Here is a 21,707-nt window from a genome sequence, read left to right as displayed (position 1 = left end):
AACCTCCTGGAACTGGAGCGGTCCACTCTGCAACCAAGGAGGTACACCATGCCCAAACAGCACCTGCTCGCCACCATCCTGCTCAGCGGCTACGCCGCCCTCATCACGCTACCGGCCATGGCCGACGAGCCCACTGGCTGCGCCGCCAAGCGCGAACACCTGCAGCAGCAGATCGAGGAAGCCAAGACGCAAGGCAATCGCGATCGCCAGGCCGGTCTCGAGGAGGCACTGAGCCAGGTCAGCGAACACTGCGACGACGGCCAGCTGCGCAAGTCGCGCGAAGAGAAGGTGCTGGACGCCGAGCACGAGGTCCGCACCCGCGAGGCCGAGCTGCAGAAAGCGCTGAAGAAGGGCGATGCGGAGAAGATCGACAAGCGCCGCACCAAGCTGGCCGAGTCGCGCGAGGAGCTGCGCAAGGCGCAGGAAGCCCTACAGCGCTGATTCCGTCGCGGCGCTGCCGCTCGACTAGGCTATTGCCGGTCATCCACGAGCAAGGACGCTCGCCATGTACCGCTGGATCGCCTCACTCGGCCTGCTCGCCTGCACGGCGCAAGCAGCCCCCTGCCCCGACTGGCCCGCCACCCGCGCCCAACAGGAAGTCGCCGCCCTCGAACGGCGCCTCGCCGAATGGGACCGTGCCTACCACACACAGGGCCAGGCCCTGGTCGACGACGAAATCTATGACCAGAGCCGTTACCGCCTGGCCCAGTGGCAAACCTGCTTCCCGCAAGCGAGCGGGCCAGGCGATGCGCCCCTGCGAGACGCCGGTGGTCCCATCGAGCATCCCGTGCCGCAGACCGGCCTGGCCAAGCTGCGCGACGCCGCGGCAGTTAGCGCCTGGATGGCCGGCCGCGACGACCTGTGGATCCAGCCCAAGGTCGACGGCGTGGCCGTCACTCTGGTCTACCGCGACGGTCGTCTGCAACGGGCGATTAGCCGTGGCGACGGCCGCAGCGGTCAGGACTGGACGGCCCGCGCCCGCCTGATCGAGGCCATTCCCCAGCAACTGCCACGCACGGATGGGTTGATTCTGCAGGGCGAGCTGTACTGGCGCACGCCCAGCCATGTGCAGGCGCGCGACGGTGGTAACGGCCTGCGTGGCCTGGCCGCCGGCGCCATGGCCCGTGGCGAGCTGGATGCGCCGCGAGCGGCGCAGATCGGCCTGTTCGTCTGGGACTGGCCCAATGGCCCGGCGAGCATGGAAGAACGCCTGCAGGGCCTGCGCGAGCTGGGCTTCGTCGATAGCACCGAGCTGACCCTGCCACTGCACACTCCAGAGGAAGCCCGCCAATGGCGCGAGCGCTGGTATCGCCAGCCGCTGCCCTTCGCCAGCGATGGCGTAGTCTTACGCCAGGGCCATCGCCCCAGCGGCGCTGGCTGGGTAGCCGAGCCGCCGAGCTGGGCAGCGGCCTGGAAGTATCCGCCGCGCCAGGCCCTGGCCGAGGTGCGCGCCGTGCAGTTTCGCATCGGCCGCACCGGGCGCATCACGCCCCTGCTGCAACTGCAGCCGGTGGAGCTGGACGGGCGCCGCGTGCAACGCGTCGGCCTGGGCTCGCTGCAACGCTGGCAGAAGCTCGACATCCGCCCTGGCGATCAGGTGCAGGTCGCCCTCGCCGGCCTGACCATCCCGCGCATCGATGCTGTGGTCTGGCGCAGCCAGCAGCGCCCCGAGCTAAGCGTGCCGGACCCGGCGCAACACCACGCGCTGAGCTGCTGGCGACCGACGCCCGGCTGCGAGAGCCAGTTCGCCGCGCGCCTGCAGTGGCTGGGCGGCAAGCGTGGCCTGGGCATGTCCGGCGTCGGTGCCGGCACCTGGGACAAGCTGCAGCTGGAGGGTCTGCTCGATTGGCTGGAGCTGCGTGAAAGCGAACTGGCCGCCCTGCCCGGCCTCGGCCCACGCAGCGCCGCCAACCTGCATGCGAGCTTCGCAGGCGCGCGCCAGCGGTCGTTTCCGCAATGGCTGGTCGCGCTGGGCCTGCCGCCGAGCGGCTCAGCGCCGCTACAGGGCGATTGGCAGACGCTGGCAGCGCGCAGTGCCGGCGACTGGGACGGCTACGCCGGAGTGGGTGCGACTCGCGCCACTCAGTTGGCCGCCTTCTTCCGCCACCCGGAGGTGCTGCAACTGCGCGAGCAGCTGCAACGTGCTGGGGTCGCGGGCTTCTAGGCCGGCGTCAGTAGATGCGGAACTCTTCGTGACAGGCCTTGCAGGCCGCCTCGACCTTGGCCACCGGGGCACTCAGCGCCTGGGGCTGCAGCGGCTTGGCCTGGGCTGCCGTGCGCAGCTCGCCAGTGGCTGCCTCCAGCTCCTTGGCCAGTTGCTGGAAACGTTCCTGACGCTGCCAGACTTCGTCGCGGGCATGGCTGTCGTCACCGCTCTCGCGCACCTGGGGGAAATACTGCCAGGGCTGGCGCGACAGCTCGTCGAGGCGCACCGCACCCTCGGCAAAGCGCTGTTCGTTGAACGACAGGCGCCCACGCAGCATGCCACCCAGGTCCTCGCTGCTGCGCAGCATGTCCTTGAACAGAGCCTGGCGCTTGCCCAGCGGCGAGTTGGGGTCGACCCGGTCGCAGCCGGCGATCAGGGTGCAGGCCAGCAGGGCCAGGAGCAGTTTGGACTTCATCATCTACAGCCGGTGAGGGGCGGAAGGGGCGACAGTATTGCCACTCTCCGCCCTCCCGCCAAGCGCTAGGCTGTCGCAGGCTCTTCCTTGAAGCGGTCGCGGATGTAGCTGATCTCGGTCTTGCCGTGCGGCGCCGGCAGGCCATCCTCGCCGAGGTTGACGAACACCAGGCGGTCGATGGTCAGGATGCTCTTGCGGGTGATCTTGTTGCGCACTTCGCAACGCAGGGTCAGCGACGAACGGCCGAACTCGGTGGCGGTGATGCCCAGTTCGATGATGTCGCCCTGGCGCGCCGAGCTGACGAAGTTGATCTCGGAGATCAGCTTGGTCACCACCTTCTGGCTGTCGAGCTGGATGATGGCGTAGATCGCCGCCTCCTCGTCGATCCACTTCAGCAGGCTGCCGCCGAACAAGGTGCCGTTGGGGTTGAGGTCTTCGGGCTTGACCCATTTGCGCGTGTGGAATTTCATCGCCACTTCTCCTGTCTAGTCGGTCAGTTTTGAGCGACAGGATGAACCGCAGCGGCGCCGTTGTCCCGGCAAGGTTTTCAATCGGACCGATAGCCCTTCAGGTGCGGAAGCGGCCGAGCTGCTCATTGAGCCGGCGCACCTCGGCCTGAATCTCCGAACTGGCCTCCACCACCCGGTCGGCATCGCCGTGGCTGCGCTCGGCCAGGCCGGAGATGTGCACGATGCGCTGGTCGATCTCCGCTGCCACCTGGCTCTGCTGCTCGGCGGCGGTGGCGATCTGCGCGTTCATCGCGTTGATGCTGTCCACCGCGCCGACGATATGCCCGAGCACTGCCGTGGCCTCGCCGATGTGCTCCAGGTTCTGCCGCGCCATGCCTTCGCTCTGCTGCATCGCCAGCACAGCCTGACGCGCGCCGTCCTGCAGGCGCTGGATCATCGCCTGGATCTCGCCGGTGCTCTGTTGGGTGCGGCTGGCCAGGGTGCGCACCTCATCGGCGACCACGGCGAAACCGCGCCCGGCCTCGCCGGCCCGCGCCGCCTCGATGGCTGCGTTGAGCGCCAGCAGGTTGGTCTGCTGGGCGATGCCGGTGATCACCTCCAGCACCTGGCCGACGCCAGCAGTCTCTGCCTCCAGCTGCTCGACCTGGCGCCCACTGTGCTGCAGCTGGCCGGTCAGCGCCTCGATCAGCTCGGCGCTGCGGCGTACCGCCTGCTGGCCAGAGCGGGCATGGCCATCGGCACCGCGCGCCGAGTCGGCGGCGCCCACCGCATGGCGGGCGACCTCGGCCACGGTGGCGCTCATCTCGTTCATCGCCGTGGCCACCTGATCCAGGTCCTCGTGCTGCTGGCGCACATCCTCGCCCGCCGCACCGGCGGCGCTGGCCGCTTGGTCGACGTGGCGACGGGTGCGCTCGCCGCTGTCCTTGACCTGTGCCAGCAGCGCGCGCACCTGCTCCTGCATGCGGTTGTAGCCAGCGAAGATGCGGCCGATCTCATTGTCCGCCTGGCCACCCTGCAGGGCGCTGGTGAAATCGCCGGCGCCGACCTTGGTCAGCGCGCCCTCCACCGCGCGCAGATCACGCATCAGCGGGCTGAGGCCGAACTGCCGACCGAGCACCACCAGGGCCAGGATGCCCAGCACGCAGGCGAAGGCCAACCACATCTGCCGGCGCTGCGAACTCTCGGCATGCGCAGCCATCAGCCCCACTGCCTGGTTCATCTCTTTGAGCAGAGTCAGCGAGGCTGCCTCCAGCGCGCCCAGGTCGGCCTCGCCACCGCCTGCCACCTGCTCCAGGCGTGGGCGGAAGGCGCTCCACAGCTGGCCGACCTTGGCCATCTGCGCCTGGATCTGCGGCGAGCGGATCACGCTGATGTTGCGTGCCGGGTTGCCGGCCAACAGGTCACGGTGGGCCTGGTCGAACTGGGCGATGGTCGCCTCCAGCGTCTTGCGCTCACTGGCGCCCTGGCGCAGCAGCAGTGCTTCCTTGGTCATCTTCTGGCTGAGCATGCGCTGGGCGCCGGCCACGTTGATGGTCTCCGGCGACACCGACATGCTCAGGTACAGCGCCACCGAGGCGGTGACCGCGAGCACGAACATCAGCGCGTAGGAGAACAGGAACTGCTGGTTGAGGGTGCGCATGCCGAGCAGGCGCAGCAGATTGTCGAAAAAGCGGGTGGGCGACATGGCGGTGACTCCGGGGCAGAACGGTCGCCAAACCGGCGGCCAATACCTGCGGCAAGCAAGATCATGGCCAGCGCCAGCGGCCCTGGCGGGCGGCCATCCGCCGGATTTCGCACCAACCGAGTGCGCCGCGCCGCCACTGCGCCCCATCACGTGACGACGGAAGACCTTGGGCTGAGCCGTCTGGCTGGCTATAATCGCCGGGCTTCACGCGATCGGCTCCGCCCGGTCGTGCCCGCCACCTGTCCGAGGGGCGCTGCAGCAGCCTGAAATATCTGTTTCGAATCCCCAGCCCCGCATTCCAGCAATGCTCCGCGGCGGACTCGAACCGGACACTCAGTCTGTCAGGCTCGGATGGGGCGTTAACCATACGCATCAACGGCGCCCATTCGCAGACAACGAATGGAGTGCTATTGCATGGCTTTCAATGATTTCAAAGTCGCCGACATTTCCCTGGCCGAGTGGGGCCGCAAAGAGCTGATCATCGCCGAGTCGGAAATGCCGGCACTGATGGGCCTGCGCCGCAAGTACGCCGGTGAACAACCGCTGAAAGGCGCCAAGATCATCGGCTGCATCCACATGACCATCCAGACCGGCGTGCTGATCGAGACCCTCACCGCGCTGGGCGCCGAAGTGCGCTGGTCGTCCTGCAACATCTTCTCCACCCAGGACCAAGCCGCTGCCGCCATCGCCGCCGCCGGCATCCCGGTATTCGCCTGGAAGGGCGAAACCGAGCAGGAGTACGAGTGGTGCATCGAGCAGACCATCCTCAAGGATGGCCAGCCGTGGGACGCCAACATGGTGCTGGACGACGGCGGTGACCTGACCGAGATCCTGCACAAGAAATACCCGCAGATGCTCGAGCGCATCCACGGCGTGACCGAAGAGACCACCACCGGTGTGCACCGCCTGCTCGACATGCTCAAGGCCGGCACCCTGAAAGTCCCGGCGATCAACGTCAACGACGCCGTCACCAAGAGCAAGAACGACAACAAGTACGGCTGCCGTCACAGCCTCAACGACGCCATCAAGCGCGGCACCGACCACCTGCTGTCGGGCAAGCAGGCCCTAGTCATCGGTTACGGCGACGTGGGCAAGGGCTCGGCGCAGTCCCTGCGTCAGGAAGGCATGATCGTTAAAGTATCCGAGATCGACCCGATCTGCGCCATGCAAGCCTGCATGGACGGCTTCGAGCTGGTTTCCCCGTACAAGAACGGCCTCAACGACGGTAGCGAAGCCAGCGTCGACGCCGCCCTGCTGGGCAAGATCGACCTGATCGTCACCACCACCGGTAACGTCAACGTCTGCGACGCCGGCATGCTCAAAGCGCTGAAGAAGCGCGCCGTGGTGTGCAACATCGGCCACTTCGACAACGAGATCGACACCGCCTTCATGCGCAAGAACTGGGCGTGGGAAGAGGTCAAGCCGCAGGTGCACAAGATCCACCGCACCGGCGCTGGCAGCTTCGATCCGGCCAACGACGACTACCTGATCCTGCTGGCTGAAGGCCGCCTGGTGAACCTGGGCAACGCCACCGGCCACCCGAGCCGCATCATGGACGGCTCCTTCGCCAACCAGGTTCTGGCGCAGATCTTCCTGTTCGAGCAGAAGTTCGCCGACCTCTCCGCCGAGAAGAAAGCCGAGCGCCTGACCGTGGAAGTGCTGCCGAAGAAGCTCGACGAGGAAGTGGCGCTGGAGATGGTCAAAGGCTTCGGTGGCGTCGTCACCCAGCTGACCAAGCAGCAGGCCGACTACATCGGCGTTACCGTTGCCGGCCCGTTCAAGCCGGACACCTACCGCTACTGATGCACCGGGAAGGCGGGGCGGCAACGCCCCGCCTTCTGCGCGTCTGCAAGGACCAGATTTATGTCGCAAGAACGTCGTTACAGTTTCGAGTTCTTCCCCACCAAGACCGAGGCCGGTCACGAGAAGCTGATGGGCGTGGCCCGCCAGCTGGCCGGTTACAACCCGGACTTCTTCTCCTGCACCTACGGCGCCGGTGGCTCCACTCGCGACCGCACCCTCAACACCGTGCTGCAGCTGGATGGCGATGTCGGCGTGCCGACCGCGCCGCACCTGTCCTGCGTCGGTGACAGCAAGGACGAGCTGCGCAGCCTGCTCAGCCAGTACAAGAATTCCGGCATCAAACGCATCGTCGCCCTGCGCGGCGACCTGCCGTCCGGCATGGGCATGGCCAGCGGCGAGCTGCGTTACGCCAACGAGCTGGTGGAGTTCATCCGCAGCGAGACCGGCGACCACTTCCATATCGAAGTGGCGGCCTACCCGGAAGTGCACCCGCAAGCCCGCAGCTACGAAGACGATCTGCAGAACTTCGTGCGCAAGTGCCAGGCTGGCGCCAACAGCGCCATCACCCAGTACTTCTTCAGCGCCGACTGCTACTTCTACTTCGTCGAGCGCGTACGCAAGCTGGGCGTGGACCTGCCGATCGTGCCGGGCATCATGCCGATCACCAACTACAGCAAGCTGGCGCGCTTCTCCGACGCCTGCGGCGCGGAAATCCCGCGCTGGGTGCGCAAGCAGCTGGAAGCCTACGGCGACGACCTGGAGAGCATCCAGGCCTTCGGCGAGCAAGTGGTGAGCGAGATGTGCGAGCGTCTGCTGCAAGGCGGCGCCCCGGGCCTGCACTTCTATACTCTCAACCAGGCCGATGCCAGCCTGGCGATCTGGAACAACCTCAAGCTCCCCCGCTGAGGCGAGCGCGCCGCCGGAGCAACTTCGCGACGGCGGCGCGATCTCATACCAGACACACCCTGCGCGCCGCCATTCCGACGCGGGCGCGCGTCCGACACGGAAGCCTCGATGAATCTGGTACGCAACAAGATCAATGCCTCGGTCAGCCCCAAGGGCAGCCTGGAAACCCTTTCCCAGCGTGAAGTGCAGCAGCTGCGCGAGACCGGCTCCGGCAGCATCTACGCGCTGTTCCGCCAATGCGCATTGGCGATCCTCAACACCGGCTCGCACAGCGATAACGCCAAGACCATTCTCGAGGCCTACCCGGACTTCGAAGTGCTGATTCACCAGCAGGATCGCGGCATCCGCCTGGAACTGCGCAACGCCCCGGCCGACGCCTTCGTCGATGGCGAGATGATCGCCAGCACCCGCGAGATGCTGTTCAGCGCCCTGCGCGACATCGTCTATACGCAGAGCGAGCTGGAAAACCAGCGCATAGATTTCGACAGCTCGCAGGGCATCACCGACTACGTCTTCCACCTGCTGCGCAACGCCCGCACCCTACGCGCCGGCGTCGAGCCGCGGATGGTGGTGTGCTGGGGCGGCCACTCGATCAGCACCGAGGAATACAAGTACACCAAGAAGGTCGGCCACGAGCTCGGCCTGCGTCGCCTGGACGTCTGCACCGGTTGCGGCCCGGGCGTGATGAAGGGGCCGATGAAGGGCGCCACCATCGCCCACGCCAAGCAGCGCATCGTCGGCGCGCGTTACCTGGGCCTGACCGAGCCAGGCATCATCGCTGCCGAGGCGCCCAACCCGATCGTCAACGAACTGGTGATCCTGCCGGACATCGAGAAGCGCCTGGAGGCCTTCGTCCGCGTCGGACACGGCATCATCATCTTCCCCGGCGGCGTCGGCACGGCGGAGGAATTCCTCTACCTGCTCGGCATCCTCACCCACCCAGAGAACGCCGAGCTGCCCTTCCCGGTGATCCTCACCGGGCCACGCAGCGCCGAGCCCTACCTGCAGCAGCTGCACGATTTCATCGGCGCAACCCTGGGCCGGACCGCCCAGCAGCGCTACCAGATGATCGTCAACGACCCGGCCGAAGTGGCCCGGCGCATGGCCGCCGGCATCAAGGAAGTGGAGCAGTTCCGCCGCGAGCGCAACGACGCCTTCCACTTCAACTGGCTGCTGAAGATCGACGAGGGCTTCCAGCACCCGTTCGAGCCGACCCACGCCAGCATGGCCGCACTCAACCTGACCCGCGAGCAGCCGCTGCACGAACTGGCCGCCAATCTGCGCCGCGCCTTCTCCGGCATCGTCGCCGGCAACGTCAAGGCGCACGGCATCCGCATGATCGAGGAACACGGCCCGTACGAGATCAAGGGCGAGCCGAGCATCATGCGCCCGCTGGACCGACTGCTGCAGGCCTTCGTCGAACAGCACCGCATGAAACTGCCGGGCGGCAGCGCCTACGTGCCCTGCTATCGGGTGGTCGACTGAGTCGAGCGAGCTTCGACCTATTGCTTACTTTTCAGCCAGGGCGAAAGTCATTACTCTGGCCTTATGCCAGTATTCCAGCGCCAACTAATTGCCATTCTGCTCTGCACCCTCGCCTGGACGGCGAGGGCCGAGCCGTTGCGCATCGTCACCGAGGCCTGGGCACCTTACGTCTACGAGGAAAACGGCCGGCCGACCGGGCTCGACTACGAGATCAGCGCCGAGGTGCTGCGCCGCCTGGGCGTCGAGGTCGAGTGGCAGTTCCTGCCCTGGAAGCGCTGCCTGCTGGCCTTCGAGCAGGGCCACGCCGACGGCATCCTCGATATCTTCCGCCTGCCCGAGCGCGAGCCGAAGATGCTGTTCATCGAGGAGCCGCTGTCGGAAGTCGAGTTCGTACTGTTCTACGCCCGCCAGCGCCCCTATCCCTATCGCAAGCTGGAGGACCTGCGCGACCTGCTGATCGGCACCTCGCCAGGCTACTGGTACAACGACAAGGCGTTCCGCGACTCGCGCCTGTTCAGCCGCGAGGAGGCGCCGAGCCACGAGGCCAACCTCGGCAAGCTGGTGCGCCAGCGCGTCGACCTGGTGGTCAACGACCGCCGCGCCGGCCTGTATCTGGCCAGCCAGATGAACCTCGGCCGCCAGCTCGGCTACAACCCCAAGGCCCTCGGCACCGACCGTCTGTACCTGGCCCTGCGCCGCACGCCCGAACTGGAAAAGCTGGCCACGCGCTTCGCCGCCGAGCTGCGCCGCTTCAAGCAGGAGGACGGCCACGCCCTGCTGCAGGCGCGCTACGCCGAGCCGCCGGACGCACCGATCGCCGCCAAGGACTGATCCAGGTCACGCAAATCAGGCGACGGGCAGCTAGCAGCGCAACCACATTGGTCTGTTATACTCCGGACACCCGCCAGGCTTGCGCCCGGATGCTCGGCAACCCATCGCCCAGCAGTACCGGACGGGATCGTTCAGCGAGAGCGATTCAAGCCAGGCAACTTCCCCATCGGGCCTTCGCCCCAATTTTGACAGGATGACTCATGTCCTTTGCTTCCCTCGGTCTCTCCGAGGCATTGGCCGGCGCCGTTGAGGCCGCCGGCTACGCCCAGCCCACTCCGGTGCAGCAGCGGGCCGTTCCCGCCGTGCTGCAAGGTCGCGACCTGATGGTCGCCGCCCAGACGGGTACTGGTAAAACCGCAGGCTTCGCCCTGCCGATCCTGGAGCGCCTGTTCCCGGGCGGCCATCCGGACCGCGAACACCGCCACGGCCCGAAACAGCCGCGCGTACTGGTGCTGACCCCGACTCGCGAGCTCGCCGCCCAGGTCCACGACAGCTTCAAGATCTACGCCCGCGACCTGCCGCTGGTCAGCGCCTGCATCTTCGGTGGTGTCGGCATGAACCCGCAGGTCCAGGCCCTGGCCAAGGGTGTCGACCTGCTGGTCGCCTGCCCCGGTCGCCTGCTCGACCTGGCCGGCCAAGGCAGCGTCGACCTGTCCCGCGTGGAGATCCTGGTCCTCGACGAAGCCGACCGCATGCTCGACATGGGCTTCATCCACGATGTGAAGAAGGTCCTCGCGCGCCTGCCGGCGCAGCGCCAGAACCTGCTGTTCTCGGCGACCTTCTCCAAGGACATCATCGCCCTGGCCAACAAGCTGCTGCACGATCCCGAGCGCATCGAGGTGACGCCGCCGAACACCACGGTCGAGCGCATCGAGCAGCGCGTGTTCCGCATCCCGGCCACGCACAAGCGCGCCCTGCTGGCGCACCTGATCACCCTCGGTGCCTGGGAACAGGTGCTGGTGTTCACCCGTACCAAGCACGGCGCCAACCGCCTGGCCGAGTACCTGGACAAGCACGGTCTGCCGGCCGCCGCGATCCACGGCAACAAGAGCCAGAACGCGCGCACCAAGGCCCTGGCCGACTTCAAGGCCAACCAGGTGCGCATCCTGGTCGCCACCGACATCGCCGCCCGTGGTCTGGACATCGACCAACTGCCGCACGTGGTCAACTACGAGCTGCCCAACGTCGAGGAAGACTACGTGCACCGCATCGGCCGTACCGGCCGTGCCGGCCGTAGCGGCGAAGCCATCTCGCTGGTAGCGCCGGACGAAGAGAAGCTGCTCAAGGCCATCGAGCGCATGACCAAGCAGCAGATTCCTGCCGGCGACATGCAGGGCTTCGACCCGGCCGGCGTCGAGGTGGAGAAGCCGGAAGCCCGTGGCCCGCGTCCGGAGCGCCAGCCGCGCGCCGACAAGCCGCGCCACGAGCCCAAGCACGAACCCAAGGCCGCCGGCGAAGCTGGTGAGGGTCAAGGCAAGAAGCGCAAACGTCGCCGCGGCAAGGGCAAGGGTGACGGCGAAGCCGGCCAGGGCCAGCAACCGCAGCAGAACCAGCAGCGCCAGGCCAACCGCCCGGCGTCGCCACAGGCCATGCCGGCGGAGCGCGATCCCGAGGAATTCCTCGACGACGACTTCGACAACTTCGGCAACCGCGCCGACTACGTCAGCCCCAACCCGCCCAAGGCGCCCGGTCGCAACCAGCGCCGCGGTGGCCAGGGTCAAGGTCAGGGCCAAGGCGGCCAGGGTCGTGGCCAAGGTGGCGGTCAGCGCCAAGGTGGTCAGGGCCAGCGTCAGGGCGGCCAAGGCCAAGGTCAGCGCCAAGGTGGCCAGAAGCAGGGCCAGGGCGGCCAGCGTCAAGGTCAAGGCCAGGGCCAGAACCGCGGTCGCGGTGGCCAGGGCGGCCAGCGCAGCAATGGCGGCGGTCGTCGCGACGAGTCGCGTTACGAGCGTCCGGAGCCGGCGGTGCAGGACAGTCGCGCAGCCAAGCAGCCGCTGATCATCCGCAAGGGTGAGCGCCTGCCGACGCTGGAGCAGCTGGAAAGCCTGCAGGACAGCCGTCCGCGCGGCGAGAAGCCGGCGCTGCTGACCCGCAAGAGCGAAGCCGCGGAGTAATTCTCCGCGCCATGAAAAAGCCGGCCCCAGGGCCGGCTTTTTTGTGCCACCAGAAAGGTGGCGAGGATAGTGCGCAGCGGCCGCGAGGCTACTGCGCAGCCAATCCGTCTTATTGGCGAACGCCTTCGACGGAGAGGATCAGCTCCACTTCCTGGGAAGCCGGGCCGAGGTCCTTCTGGATGTCGAAGTCCTTCAGTTTCAGTTTGGTGCTGCCCTCGAAGCCGGCGCGGTAGCCGCCCCACGGGTCGCTGCCCTCGCCGAGGAACTTAGCGGCGATCACCACCGGCTTGGTCACGCCGTTGAGGGTCAGGTTACCGGTGATGTCGGCAGTGCCTTCGCCGGTGCTCTTGACCGAGGTGGACTCGAAGGTCGCGGTCGGGTTCTTGTCGACGTTGAGGAAGTCGCCGCTGCGCAGGTGCTTGTCACGCTCGGCGTGGTTGGAGTCGACGCTGGCGGTGTTGATGGTCACCTTGACCTTGCTCGCTTCCGGCGCCTTGGCGTCGAAGCTGAAGCTGCCGTCAAAGTCCTTGAAGGTGCCGTACAGCCAGCTGTAGCCCAGGTGGCTGATCTTGAAGTTGATGAAGGCGTGCTGGCCCTGCTTGTCGATGGCGTAGTCGGCAGCCATGGCTTGGCCGGCGAACAGTGCTGCACCCAGGGTCAGGGCGGCGAGGGATTTCTTGAACATTAACAGTCTCCTTGTGGGTTACTTGCCGGTGCGACCGAACATGCGCACCAGGGTGGCGTCACGGTCAATGAAATGGTGCTTGAGCGCCGCCAGGGCATGCAGGCCGGCGAAGATCACCAGGGCCCAGGCGAGGTATTCGTGGATCAGGCCGGCGACATCGGCCTGATCCGGAATGCTGGTCAGCGTGGCCGGCACCTCGAACAAGCCGAACACGGCGATGCCGCGGTCATCAGCGGTGGAAATCAGGTAACCACTGAGCATCAGGGCGAACAGGGCGAAATAGAGGAAGGCGTGGCCGGCCTTGGACGCCAGGCGCGTGGCAGCACCGTGGCTGCTGGGTGCCGGCGGCGGCGGGCTGAGGAAGCGCCAGGCCAGGCGGCCGAGCATGACCACGAACAGGGTGATGCCGATGCTCTTGTGCAGGTCCGGCGCGGTGCGATACCAGCTGCTGTAGTAGTCCAGGCCGACCATCCACAGGCCCAGGCCGAACAGACCGAACACCGCCAGGGCCACCAGCCAGTGCAGCGCGATGCTGACCAGGCCGTAGGTGGAATTCGAATTGCGCCACTGCATAAGAAAGCGTCCGAATGACTGAATGGGGAAAGCCTAGCGGCAAACGCATCGATTAAAAGCGGAATTTTTCGCTGCGAAATATCGAGTAACCAGATGATTGCCGCGCCGGCCATTAGTCCGCCGGTAACGTTCCAGGTTCGCGCGAGGGCTCTGAATGGCGCTTTTCCCGGCATCAACGGCGAGCGCGTGCCGCGGCGGGCCATCTGGTAGTCTCAGCCACTGTCGTACCGGAGATGAACCATGAGCCAGAATGCCCAGTGGATGCAGCGCGACCTCGCCGTGCTGTGGCACCCCTGCACCCAGATGAAAGACCACGAACGCCTGCCGCTGATCCCGATCAGGCGCGGTGACGGCGTGTGGCTGGAGGACTTCGACGGCAAGCGCTATCTGGACGCGGTCAGCTCCTGGTGGGTCAACGTATTCGGTCACGGTAATCCGCGCATCAACGGGCGCATCAAGGAACAGCTGGAGAGCCTGGAGCATGTGATGCTCGCCGGCTTCACCCACGCGCCGGTGGTCGAGCTGTCCGAGCGCCTGGTGCAGATCACCCCGGCCGGACTGAACAAGGTGTTCTACGCCGACAACGGTTCATCCGGTATCGAGGTGGCGCTGAAGATGAGCCACCACTACTGGATCAACAATGACAAACCGGCGAAGAAGCGCTTTGTCACCCTGAGCAACAGCTACCACGGCGAGACGGTGGCGGCGATGTCGGTGGGCGACGTGGCGCTGTTCACCGACACCTACAAGGCGCTGCTGCTCGATACGATCAAGGTGCCGAGCCCGGACTGCTACCTGCGCCCCGAGGGCATGGGCTGGGAGGAGCACTCGCGCAATATGTTCGCCGCCATGGAACAGACCCTGGCCGAACATGCCCACGAGGTGGCGGCGGTTATCGTCGAGCCGCTGATCCAGGGCGCCGGCGGCATGCGCATGTACCACCCGGTGTACCTCAAGCTTCTGCGCGAGGCCTGCGACCGCTACGGCGTGCACCTGATCCACGACGAGATCGCCGTCGGCTTCGGCCGCACCGGGACCATGTTCGCCTGCGAGCAGGCCGGCATCACCCCGGACTTCCTGGTGCTGTCCAAGGCGCTGACCGGCGGCTACCTGCCGATGGCCGCAGTGCTCACTACCGACATCGTGTACGGCGCCTTCTATGACGACTACGCCACCCTGCGCGCCTTCCTCCACTCGCACACCTACACCGGCAACCCGCTGGCCTGCGCCGCCGCCTTGGCGACCCTGGATATCTTCCGTGACGACAATGTGATCGAGAAGAACAAGCTGCTTGCCGCGCGCATGACCAGTGCCACCGAACACCTGAAAGACCATTCCCATGTCGCCGAGGTGCGCCAGACCGGCATGGCCCTGGCCATCGAGATGGTCAAGGACAAGCCGAGCAAGACCGCCTACCCCTGGCAGGAACGCCGCGGCCTGGCGGTGTACCAGCACGCCCTGACGCGCGGCGCCCTGCTGCGCCCGCTGGGCAGCGTGGTGTACTTCCTGCCGCCCTACGTGATCACGCCCGAGCAGATCGACTTCCTCGCCGAGGTGGCCAGCGAAGGCATCGATATCGCCACCCGCGAATCGGTCAGTGTGGCCGTGCAGGCCGATCTGTATCCCAACCATCGCGACCCCGGCTAGTCAGCGGGTAAACTGCGCGCCTGTCACCCAGCACGAAAATCGCCATGCGCCTGTCCCGCTTCTTTATCGATGCCCCGCTCTCCCTCGGCCAGCACGAGCTGCCCGAGGCCCAGGCCCACTATATCGGCCGCGTGCTCAGGCACAGCGCGGGCGACGCCGTGCAGCTGTTCGACGGTAGCGGCCAGGAGTACCTGGGCGAGCTGATCGAGGTGGGCAAGAAAGCCGTGCGCGTCGAGTTGCGCGAACAGTTCGCCGGCCAGGCCGAATCGCCGCTGCGGGTCCATCTGGGCCAGGGCCTGTCGCGTGGCGAACGGATGGACTGGGCGATCCAGAAGGCCACCGAGCTGGGCGCCAGCGAGATCACCCCGATCGTCTCCGAGCGCTGCGAAGTGCGCCTGAAGGACGAGCGCGCCGACAAGCGCCTGGCCCACTGGCGCCAGGTGGCGATCAGCGCCTGCGAGCAATGCGGCCGCTCGGTACTGCCGATCATCCATGCGCCAGTGACCCTGAGCGAATGGCAGGCCAGCGTGCAGGCCGATCTCAAATTGGTCCTGCACCCGGTGGCGGCGCCGCTGGAGAGCCATGCCAAGCCGCAGAACCTGGCCTTCCTGATCGGCCCCGAGGGTGGCCTGACCGAGGCGGAAGTCGAGCAGGCCAAGGCCGCCGGCTTCCACGCCGCACGCCTCGGCCCGCGCGTGCTGCGCACCGAGACCGCGCCGGTGGTGGCGCTGAGTGTGGCCCAGCAGCTGTGGGGCGATTTCTGAGCTTAGATACCGCGCAGGGTCAGAGCAGCTAACGCCAGCAGCAGCACACCGCAGCCGGCATAGCTGATGCGATGCCAGAGCTGCGAGGTATAGCGCCGCAGCCAGTCCACCAGCGCCGCACAGATGAAGCACCAGAGCAGCGAGGCGAGCATGAAGCCGGCGAAGAACACTGCCATCTGCGCATGGCTCGGTGTGCCCTCGACGATACCCGCCAGCGCACTGCCCAGCGCGCCCCAGAACACGATGTTCTTCGGGTTCGATAGCGACAGCAGGGCGCCGGCGCCAAAGGCATTGCGTCCCTGCTGACCACCCTCCTCCTGTGCCGGCGGCTGCCAGGCATCACGCAGGCCCTGCACACCGAGCCAGACCAGGTAGGCCGCGCAGGCGATGGTCAGCGGCACCCGCACGCTGTCCTGGGCGAGCAGCAGGATCAGGCTGGTCAGGCCGATCAACGCCCATACCGCATCGCCGATCAGCGAGCCCAGCTGCACCAGCAGCGCCGGGCGGAAACCGCCGGTCAGGCCGCGGCGCAGGGTCTCACTGAATACCGCTCCGGGCGAGGCGCAGAAGGCCAGGCCGAAGAGCATGGCGGCGAGGAAGATGGTCAACATGGGGCAGGCTCCCGATCACGAATGGCGCGGATTATCCGCGAACGCCCGGGAGTCGGCTTGAACCGGATTGCTCTCAGCCGCGCACGCAGGCCTGATAGCGCCCCGGGCTGAGGCCATAGGCGGCGCGGAAGTGGCGATTGAGGTGGCTCTGGTCGGCGAAGCCGAGGCTATGCGCCACCTCGCCAGCCGGCAGACCGAGACGCAGCAGCCCCTGGGCGCGACGGGTGCGCAGCTGCATGGCCCACTGCCGCGGGCTCAGCCCGGTGTGCTTCTGGAAGCTGCGCAGCAGGTGGAACTTGGACAGGCCGAGCTCGGCGGCCATCTGCTCCAGGCTCGGCGTGCGCTCGAGGTTGTGCGCCAGCAGCTCCTGCAGGCGCGCCACGGCGGCATGGCCCAGGTTGCGCTCGCCGGCCAGGCGCACCCCGGCACCACTGGCGATGCTGCCGAGCAGCAGGGTCACGCCCTCTTCGCCGCGCTCACGGAGCAATGGATCGTCGCTCAGGCAGGCCTCGACCGCGCGCGCCAGCTCATGGGCCAGTGCCGGCGCTTGCTGCAACGGTCGTTCGAACTGCAACTCGCTGCGCCCCAGACTGGTAGCCAGCTGCGCGACGGGGACGTAGAGGCTGACATAGCGCCAGGGCTGGCCTTCGGCCGTGCCGCCGCCCTGGATTTCGCCGGGATTGTAGGTGGTGATGGCGCCGACGCCGGCGCTGAACTGGCGCCCGTCGAGCCAGATGCGCTCGTCGCCGAGCAGGTTGGCACCGATGACGAACTCGTCGTGGCTGTGCTTCTCGAACTGCTGCCCGGCGACACAGCTACTGGCGACCTCCAGGTCGCCGAGGCGCGCCAGACGAACCGAGCCCATGTCAGATCAGGCCGGCGTCCGCCAGCTTCTGCTCCAGGCCGATCAGGTCCGGGATCTTCACCACCGCCTCACCGAGCTGCACGGCGTCCAGTTCCAGCGGCGCCAGCTCGGCGCTGGCGCGCTGCAGGTTGCCGTCGACCTTCATCGAGCGCGGGATGCCCTGCACCAGCAGGGCGATGAACTTGATCTTGTCGCGGCCGCCCATGGCGTTGAGCACTGCCACGCGCACACCGGGGCCGATCTGCGGTTGACCATCGGAAGCCGCTTCGAACGACAGCAGCGGCAGCTGCAGGTCGCGCCAGGCGATCTGGCCGAGGAACCAGGATGGCAGGCCCGGAGTGACATGCGGCGGACGGTAGGGAATCAGCTCGGCCACCGCCACGTTGGGCAGTAGCAGCGTGCGGTCGGCCAGCGGCACCAGCAGGCCGGTGAGGCTGCTGACACTGTTCTGGCTGGCGATGGCTTGGCTCATGGCGGCTCCTTGAAAGACTGCTGGCGCCGTTACTGGCACTGCTCGGCCAGGTGATTGACCAGGGCGGAGGCCAGCTCGCGCGGGTCGCCACTGAAGGTGCTGTAACCACCCTCGCGCAGGCTGTCGGGCATGCTCGGGCTGGCGCAGCTGTCGGCCTTCTGGGTCCAGATCACGCCACCCTGGCGACGCACGTAGGCGGCGGCGGCGCTGCCGTCGCTGCCCATGCCACTGAAGGCGATCACGCCACAGTTGGCGCCGAACTGCTGGGCCAGGTTGAGCATCATCTGGTCGATGGACGGGCTGTAGGGCTCCGGCCAGCCGCGGTCGGCTACCTGCATGGCGCCATCCTCGCTGAAGCCGAGCTCATTGGCGATCGGCGCCACCACCACTTCGCCGCAGCGCACGGCGTCGCCGCTACGCGCCGGGTTGACGTGCCACTGGCTGTGGCGGCCAACGGCCTGGGGCAGTGCCGACTCGAAGGCGGCATCGATGTGCTGGGCGTAGACGAAGCCGATCGGCAGGCCGCCGGGCAGCGCGTCGAGGAATTCCTTGACCGCCGCCGGACCGCCCAGGGAGGCGGCCAGCAACCAGACCTGGCGCGCCGGCTCACCGGCCACCAGCGGCGTCTCGGCCAGCGCGGCCGGCAGCTCCAGGCGACTGGGGCGCTGCGCCTCGGCCAGCAGGGCCTCCAGGCTCGGGCCGACGGCCTGGGTCGGATCACCGACCAGGCGCTTGAGCTTGCCGAACAGGCGGCGCTCCCAGCGCGGGTAATTTTCCGAGTGACGTTCCGGGGCATGGCCCTCGCCGAACAGCACCGGGGCGCTGGCCTTCTCCAGCAGGTTGTCGACCAGCGGCGAGTCTTCCGACTGCGCCAGGTCCACCAGCCACAGGTCGGTCTCGCAATCGGCCAGGGCCGCCTCGTCGAGGCGCGCCGGGTCGCTGTTGAGCACTACCTGGTAGCCGCTGCCGGACAGGGCCTGCTGCAGCACATGGCGCTGCAGCGAGGTGTCGGCGATGACCGCGATACGAGCAGCAGTTCTGTCAGTCATTGGCCTTGTCCTTGACCAGCTTCAGGATGTTTTCCAGCAGATCCGACTCCTGGTACGGCTTGCCCAGGTACTCGTTGACGCCGATGGCCATGGCCCGCTCGCGGTGTTTCTCACCAGTCCGCGAAGTGATCATGATGATCGGCAGGTCCTTGAGGCGCTCGTCGTGGCGCACCAGGGTGGCCACTTCGAAGCCGTCCATGCGCGGCATCTCGATATCGAGCAGCATGATGTCCGGCTTGTGTTCCTGCAGCTGGGCGATGGCGTCGACCCCGTCCTTGGCGGTCAGCACGTTCATGCCGTTACGCTCCAGCAGACGACTGGTGACCTTGCGCACGGTGACCGAGTCGTCCACCACCATGACCAGGGTCGGCCGCGAGCTGTCGACTTCCGCCGCCACCGGCGCCTGGCTGGCCAGGCGCGGGGCCTGGACCTGGCCGAGCAGGTGGGCATGGCGCACACGAATGGTCGCCAGCAGGTCGAGAATCACCACCACGCGGCCGTCACCGAGGATGGTCGCACCGGAGATGCCGTGCACACCGGCGAACTGCGGGCCGAGGCTCTTCACCACGATCTCGCGCGAGCCCGCCAGGGCATCCACCTGCACCGCCACGGCGTGTTCGCTGGAACGTACCAGGATCACCGGCAGCGGCAGGCTCTGGCCCACCAGCTTGGGTTGCTGGCCATTGTTCAGCAGGTCGCCGAGGTACTTCAGTTCATAGGCCTGGCCGGCGTACTCGAAGCGCGGCGCGTCCGGACCGTAGTAAGCCTCCAGCTCGTACGGCGAGACCCGCACGATACCTTCGATGGTGTTCAGCGGGATGGCGTAGAAGTCCTCGCCGGACATCACCATCAGCGCGCGGTTGACCGACACGGTGAACGGCAGACGGATCAGGAAGCGGGTGCCCTCGCCGACCGTCGACTCGATGCTCATGGAGCCGCCGAGCTGTTTCACCTCGGAGTGCACCACGTCCATGCCGACGCCGCGACCGGAGATCTGGGTGACCTTCTCGGCGGTGGAGAAACCGGCCTCGAGGATGAACTGCAGGATCTCGTGATCCGACAGGTCACTGCCCTCGTCCATCAGGCCACGCTCGATGGCCTTGCGCTTGACCGCGTCGAGGCGGATACCGCCACCGTCGTCGGCCAGCACCAGGAGGATGTCGCCACCTTCCCTGCCCAAAGTCAGGCGGATATTGCCGACCTCGGACTTGCCGGCGGCACGACGCTTGTCGGCCGCCTCGATGCCGTGGTCGACGGCGTTACGCAGCATGTGCTCCAGCGGCGCGACGATGCGCTCCAGCACTGTACGGTCCATCTCGCCTTCGGCGTTGCCGACGTGGAACTCGACCTGCTTGCCCAGCTCGCCGGCCACCTGGCGGACGATACGGCGTAGACGCGGCACCAGGCGGTCGAACGGCACCATGCGGGTGCGCATCAGACCTTCCTGCAGCTCGGTGTTGACCCGCGCCTGCTGCAGCAGCAGGGTCTCGGCGTCGCGGTTCTTCGCCGCCAGGGTCTCCTTGAGGTCGAGCAAGTCGGAGGCGGACTCGAACAGCGCACGCGACAGCTGCTGCAGGTGCGAGTGACGGTCCATCTCCAGCGGGTCGAAGTCCTCGTAGCCGGCACGCTCGGCCTCGGCCTGGTAGCGGCTGAGGATCTGCGCCTGGGTCTCGGTGTCGAGGCGGCGCAGCTGGTCACGGACCCGCTCGATGGTGGCTTCCATCTCGCCGAGGGTGAAACCGACGTCGCTCACCTGCTGCTCGACCCGACCACGGAAGATCGAGGTCTCACCGGCCAGGTTGACCAGGCCTTCGAGCAGTTCGGCGGGCACCTTGACCAGCTCCTGCGGCGCACGCTGGGCGGCGGCGCGAGCGGCAGCCTCGGCGGCGCGCTGGACGAAGGGCAGTACTTTGTTCTGCTGTTGTTCCTGCGGCAGGCTGCTGGCAGCGACGATCGGCGTGGCCAGGGTTACCGGCACCGGAGTCGGCTCGAACTCCTGCGGCTCTTCCTGCACAGTGACAGGTGCCTCGATCAGCTGGCTGTCGTCCAGGCGCTTGCGCAACTGGTCGAGTTCCTTCTGCAGGCCCTCGAAGCCGGACTGCACATCAAGGAACAGACTGTCCGGCCACGGCGCGCCTTGCTGCTGGGCTTCGGTCAGGTGCTGTTCGAGATCGTGACTGAGGTCGCCCAGGCGCTTCTGCCCGGCCAGGCGTGCACCGCCCTTGAGGGTATGCAGGATGCGCAGCAGCTCATCGATGGCGCTGCCGTTCTCGCGATCGGCCTCCCAGCGACCGATGGCGGCCTCCATGGCCTCCAGCAGGTCGTCGCCTTCCTCGAGGAAGATGTCGAGGATGTCGGCCTCGGCCGCCATGTCCTCGTCTTCCACCACCGGCTGCAGGTGCACGCTGGTCGGCACGCTCAGCTGGGCGTCGGGATTGGCACGGAAGCGCTTGATGGTCTCGATCAGGGCCAGGCCATCAGGGATGGCACGGTTGCCACGCACCGCCTCGAGCATCTCGGAGAGACGGTCGTGGCAGGCCTGCAGCACACCGAACAGGTCGCCATTGGCCTTCAAGCGGCCGTCGCCGACGCCTTCGTAGAGGAATTCCAGTTCGTGGGCCAGATCGCCAATCTCGCGAATCTCGGCCATCCGCGCACCACCCTTGAGGGTGTGCAGATCGCGCTGCAGGGCCTCGACCTCGAGGGTGTTGTCGACATTGGTCATCCAGCGCTGCAGTGCAGCGGAGGCGCTGTCCATGATGTCGAAGCCTTCCTCGAGGAAGATCTCCACCAGCTCGGGGTCGCGGTCGATCACCGGCTCCGCCACGGCGGCAACCGGGGCAGGCTCGGGCTCGGGCTCGGGCTCGGGCTCGGGCTCGGGCTCGGGCTCGGGCTCGGGCTCGGCAGCCTCGATTGGCGCAGCGCTTTCCTCAAGCGCGGGCAGATCCTCGGCACCCAGCGCCGGCAGAGATTCGTCCAGATGCCACTCGTCCGAGCTCAGTTCGGGCATGGCCTCCGGCAGCTCTTCGCTCGCCGACTCGCTGACCTCGATATGCAACTCGGGCAAGTCATCCGGCTGCGGCGCGACGAAGTCGACCTCGGCCAGTTCGCCCAGGTCGATCTCGGCAGA

The 21,707-nt window shown here is 67.1% G+C and carries 17 protein-coding genes, 3 pseudogenes and 1 riboswitch; of the genes and pseudogenes, 9 read left to right on the top strand and 11 right to left on the bottom strand.

What is annotated here, in order from left to right; genetic code table 11:
- Positions 1-48 precede the first annotated feature (48 nt).
- Positions 49-441, top strand: coding sequence for a DUF1090 domain-containing protein (locus tag IP89_RS17845; RefSeq protein WP_043311005.1), 393 nt, complete (start codon positions 49-51; stop codon positions 439-441).
- Positions 442-505: 64 nt separating this feature from the next.
- Positions 506-2,164 (top strand): NAD-dependent DNA ligase LigB, encoded by a 1,659-nt coding sequence (gene ligB / locus IP89_RS17840; protein ID WP_043311004.1) that lies wholly within the window; start codon positions 506-508, stop codon positions 2,162-2,164.
- A gap of 7 nt (positions 2,165-2,171) precedes the next feature.
- Here ligB and IP89_RS17835 read toward each other — a convergent pair whose 3' ends face one another.
- The 4 genes and pseudogenes from IP89_RS17835 to IP89_RS23970 form a co-directional block, all read right to left on the bottom strand.
- Positions 2,172-2,621 (bottom strand): cytochrome c, encoded by a 450-nt coding sequence (locus tag IP89_RS17835; RefSeq protein ID WP_081963296.1) that lies wholly within the window; start codon positions 2,619-2,621, stop codon positions 2,172-2,174.
- A 65-nt stretch (positions 2,622-2,686) separates the two neighbouring features.
- Positions 2,687-3,091 (bottom strand): acyl-CoA thioesterase, encoded by a 405-nt coding sequence (locus tag IP89_RS17830; protein WP_043311002.1) that lies wholly within the window; start codon positions 3,089-3,091, stop codon positions 2,687-2,689.
- Between the two features lie 97 nt (positions 3,092-3,188).
- Positions 3,189-3,785, bottom strand: a pseudogene (locus tag IP89_RS23975) (methyl-accepting chemotaxis protein); the annotation flags it as partial.
- Positions 3,786-4,046: 261 nt separating this feature from the next.
- Positions 4,047-4,643, bottom strand: a pseudogene (locus tag IP89_RS23970) (type IV pili methyl-accepting chemotaxis transducer N-terminal domain-containing protein); the annotation flags it as partial.
- Positions 4,644-5,014: 371 nt separating this feature from the next.
- A riboswitch (S-adenosyl-L-homocysteine riboswitch) is annotated at positions 5,015-5,166 on the top strand.
- A gap of 23 nt (positions 5,167-5,189) precedes the next feature.
- Between IP89_RS23970 and ahcY the strand changes: the two are divergent.
- The 5 genes from ahcY to IP89_RS17800 all read left to right on the top strand — a co-directional run bounded on the left by ahcY (position 5,190) and on the right by IP89_RS17800 (position 11,911).
- A complete protein-coding gene (gene ahcY / locus IP89_RS17820) occupies positions 5,190-6,578 on the top strand; it encodes an adenosylhomocysteinase (protein ID WP_225580200.1) in 1,389 nt (462 codons plus the stop codon).
- A gap of 60 nt (positions 6,579-6,638) precedes the next feature.
- The gene (metF, locus tag IP89_RS17815; protein WP_043310999.1) at positions 6,639-7,484 is read left to right on the top strand and encodes a methylenetetrahydrofolate reductase [NAD(P)H]; all 846 of its coding nucleotides are present in this window, start codon (positions 6,639-6,641) and stop codon (positions 7,482-7,484) included.
- 108 nt (positions 7,485-7,592) lie between these two features.
- Entirely contained in the window at positions 7,593-8,969 is a 1,377-nt protein-coding gene (gene ppnN / locus IP89_RS17810; protein ID WP_043310998.1) for a nucleotide 5'-monophosphate nucleosidase PpnN, read from the top strand.
- A 63-nt stretch (positions 8,970-9,032) separates the two neighbouring features.
- Entirely contained in the window at positions 9,033-9,800 is a 768-nt protein-coding gene (locus IP89_RS17805) for an ABC transporter substrate-binding protein (RefSeq protein WP_043310997.1), read from the top strand.
- A gap of 200 nt (positions 9,801-10,000) precedes the next feature.
- Complete coding sequence (locus tag IP89_RS17800) at positions 10,001-11,911, top strand: DEAD/DEAH box helicase (protein ID WP_043310996.1); 1,911 nt, start codon at positions 10,001-10,003, stop codon at positions 11,909-11,911.
- A 109-nt stretch (positions 11,912-12,020) separates the two neighbouring features.
- Here the strand turns inward: IP89_RS17800 and IP89_RS17795 are convergent, their stop codons facing one another.
- Both IP89_RS17795 and IP89_RS17790 read right to left on the bottom strand, forming a co-directional pair.
- Positions 12,021-12,596, bottom strand: coding sequence for a YceI family protein (locus tag IP89_RS17795; RefSeq protein ID WP_043310995.1), 576 nt, complete (start codon positions 12,594-12,596; stop codon positions 12,021-12,023).
- Positions 12,597-12,614: 18 nt separating this feature from the next.
- Entirely contained in the window at positions 12,615-13,169 is a 555-nt protein-coding gene (locus IP89_RS17790; RefSeq protein WP_043310994.1) for a cytochrome b, read from the bottom strand.
- A gap of 240 nt (positions 13,170-13,409) precedes the next feature.
- Between IP89_RS17790 and IP89_RS17785 the strand changes: the two genes are divergently transcribed.
- Both IP89_RS17785 and IP89_RS17780 read left to right on the top strand, forming a co-directional pair.
- Positions 13,410-14,816: an adenosylmethionine--8-amino-7-oxononanoate transaminase gene (locus IP89_RS17785; protein ID WP_043310993.1), complete on the top strand. Its 1,407-nt coding sequence runs from the start codon at positions 13,410-13,412 to the stop codon at positions 14,814-14,816.
- A 44-nt stretch (positions 14,817-14,860) separates the two neighbouring features.
- Complete coding sequence (locus IP89_RS17780) at positions 14,861-15,580, top strand: 16S rRNA (uracil(1498)-N(3))-methyltransferase (protein ID WP_043310992.1); 720 nt, start codon at positions 14,861-14,863, stop codon at positions 15,578-15,580.
- A 2-nt stretch (positions 15,581-15,582) separates the two neighbouring features.
- Here IP89_RS17780 and IP89_RS17775 read toward each other — a convergent pair whose 3' ends face one another.
- From IP89_RS17775 to IP89_RS23965, 5 genes and pseudogenes are all read right to left on the bottom strand, one after another.
- Positions 15,583-16,191, bottom strand: coding sequence for a LysE family translocator (locus IP89_RS17775; protein ID WP_043310991.1), 609 nt, complete (start codon positions 16,189-16,191; stop codon positions 15,583-15,585).
- A 73-nt stretch (positions 16,192-16,264) separates the two neighbouring features.
- On the bottom strand, positions 16,265-17,056 hold the full coding sequence (locus IP89_RS17770; protein WP_043310990.1) for an AraC family transcriptional regulator: 792 nt from the start codon (positions 17,054-17,056) through the stop codon (positions 16,265-16,267).
- A 1-nt stretch (position 17,057) separates the two neighbouring features.
- Positions 17,058-17,528: a chemotaxis protein CheW gene (locus tag IP89_RS17765; protein WP_043310989.1), complete on the bottom strand. Its 471-nt coding sequence runs from the start codon at positions 17,526-17,528 to the stop codon at positions 17,058-17,060.
- A gap of 29 nt (positions 17,529-17,557) precedes the next feature.
- Positions 17,558-18,577 (bottom strand): chemotaxis protein CheB, encoded by a 1,020-nt coding sequence (locus IP89_RS17760; RefSeq protein ID WP_043310988.1) that lies wholly within the window; start codon positions 18,575-18,577, stop codon positions 17,558-17,560.
- Positions 18,570-21,380 (bottom strand): annotated as a pseudogene (locus tag IP89_RS23965) (response regulator); the annotation flags it as partial. The gene IP89_RS17760 and the pseudogene IP89_RS23965, both read right to left, overlap by 8 nt.
- Positions 21,381-21,707: the final 327 nt, after the last annotated feature.

The sequence above is a fragment of the Pseudomonas sp. ML96 genome (assembly GCF_000761545.1).
GTDB lineage: Bacteria > Pseudomonadota > Gammaproteobacteria > Pseudomonadales > Pseudomonadaceae > Aquipseudomonas.
Note: the sequence above shows the minus strand (reverse complement) of the source record. Positions and strands in the feature narration are given on the sequence as shown.

Coding starts and splice junctions, on each gene's coding strand:
- IP89_RS17845 (WP_043311005.1), top strand. CDS start 49: ATGCCCAAACAGCACCTGCTCGCCACCATCCTGCTCAGCGGCTACGCC.
- ligB (WP_043311004.1), top strand. CDS start 506: ATGTACCGCTGGATCGCCTCACTCGGCCTGCTCGCCTGCACGGCGCAA.
- IP89_RS17835 (WP_081963296.1), bottom strand. CDS start 2,621: ATGAAGTCCAAACTGCTCCTGGCCCTGCTGGCCTGCACCCTGATCGCC.
- IP89_RS17830 (WP_043311002.1), bottom strand. CDS start 3,091: ATGAAATTCCACACGCGCAAATGGGTCAAGCCCGAAGACCTCAACCCC.
- ahcY (WP_225580200.1), top strand. CDS start 5,190: ATGGCTTTCAATGATTTCAAAGTCGCCGACATTTCCCTGGCCGAGTGG.
- metF (WP_043310999.1), top strand. CDS start 6,639: ATGTCGCAAGAACGTCGTTACAGTTTCGAGTTCTTCCCCACCAAGACC.
- ppnN (WP_043310998.1), top strand. CDS start 7,593: ATGAATCTGGTACGCAACAAGATCAATGCCTCGGTCAGCCCCAAGGGC.
- IP89_RS17805 (WP_043310997.1), top strand. CDS start 9,033: ATGCCAGTATTCCAGCGCCAACTAATTGCCATTCTGCTCTGCACCCTC.
- IP89_RS17800 (WP_043310996.1), top strand. CDS start 10,001: ATGTCCTTTGCTTCCCTCGGTCTCTCCGAGGCATTGGCCGGCGCCGTT.
- IP89_RS17795 (WP_043310995.1), bottom strand. CDS start 12,596: ATGTTCAAGAAATCCCTCGCCGCCCTGACCCTGGGTGCAGCACTGTTC.
- IP89_RS17790 (WP_043310994.1), bottom strand. CDS start 13,169: ATGCAGTGGCGCAATTCGAATTCCACCTACGGCCTGGTCAGCATCGCG.
- IP89_RS17785 (WP_043310993.1), top strand. CDS start 13,410: ATGAGCCAGAATGCCCAGTGGATGCAGCGCGACCTCGCCGTGCTGTGG.
- IP89_RS17780 (WP_043310992.1), top strand. CDS start 14,861: ATGCGCCTGTCCCGCTTCTTTATCGATGCCCCGCTCTCCCTCGGCCAG.
- IP89_RS17775 (WP_043310991.1), bottom strand. CDS start 16,191: ATGTTGACCATCTTCCTCGCCGCCATGCTCTTCGGCCTGGCCTTCTGC.
- IP89_RS17770 (WP_043310990.1), bottom strand. CDS start 17,056: ATGGGCTCGGTTCGTCTGGCGCGCCTCGGCGACCTGGAGGTCGCCAGT.
- IP89_RS17765 (WP_043310989.1), bottom strand. CDS start 17,528: ATGAGCCAAGCCATCGCCAGCCAGAACAGTGTCAGCAGCCTCACCGGC.
- IP89_RS17760 (WP_043310988.1), bottom strand. CDS start 18,577: ATGACTGACAGAACTGCTGCTCGTATCGCGGTCATCGCCGACACCTCG.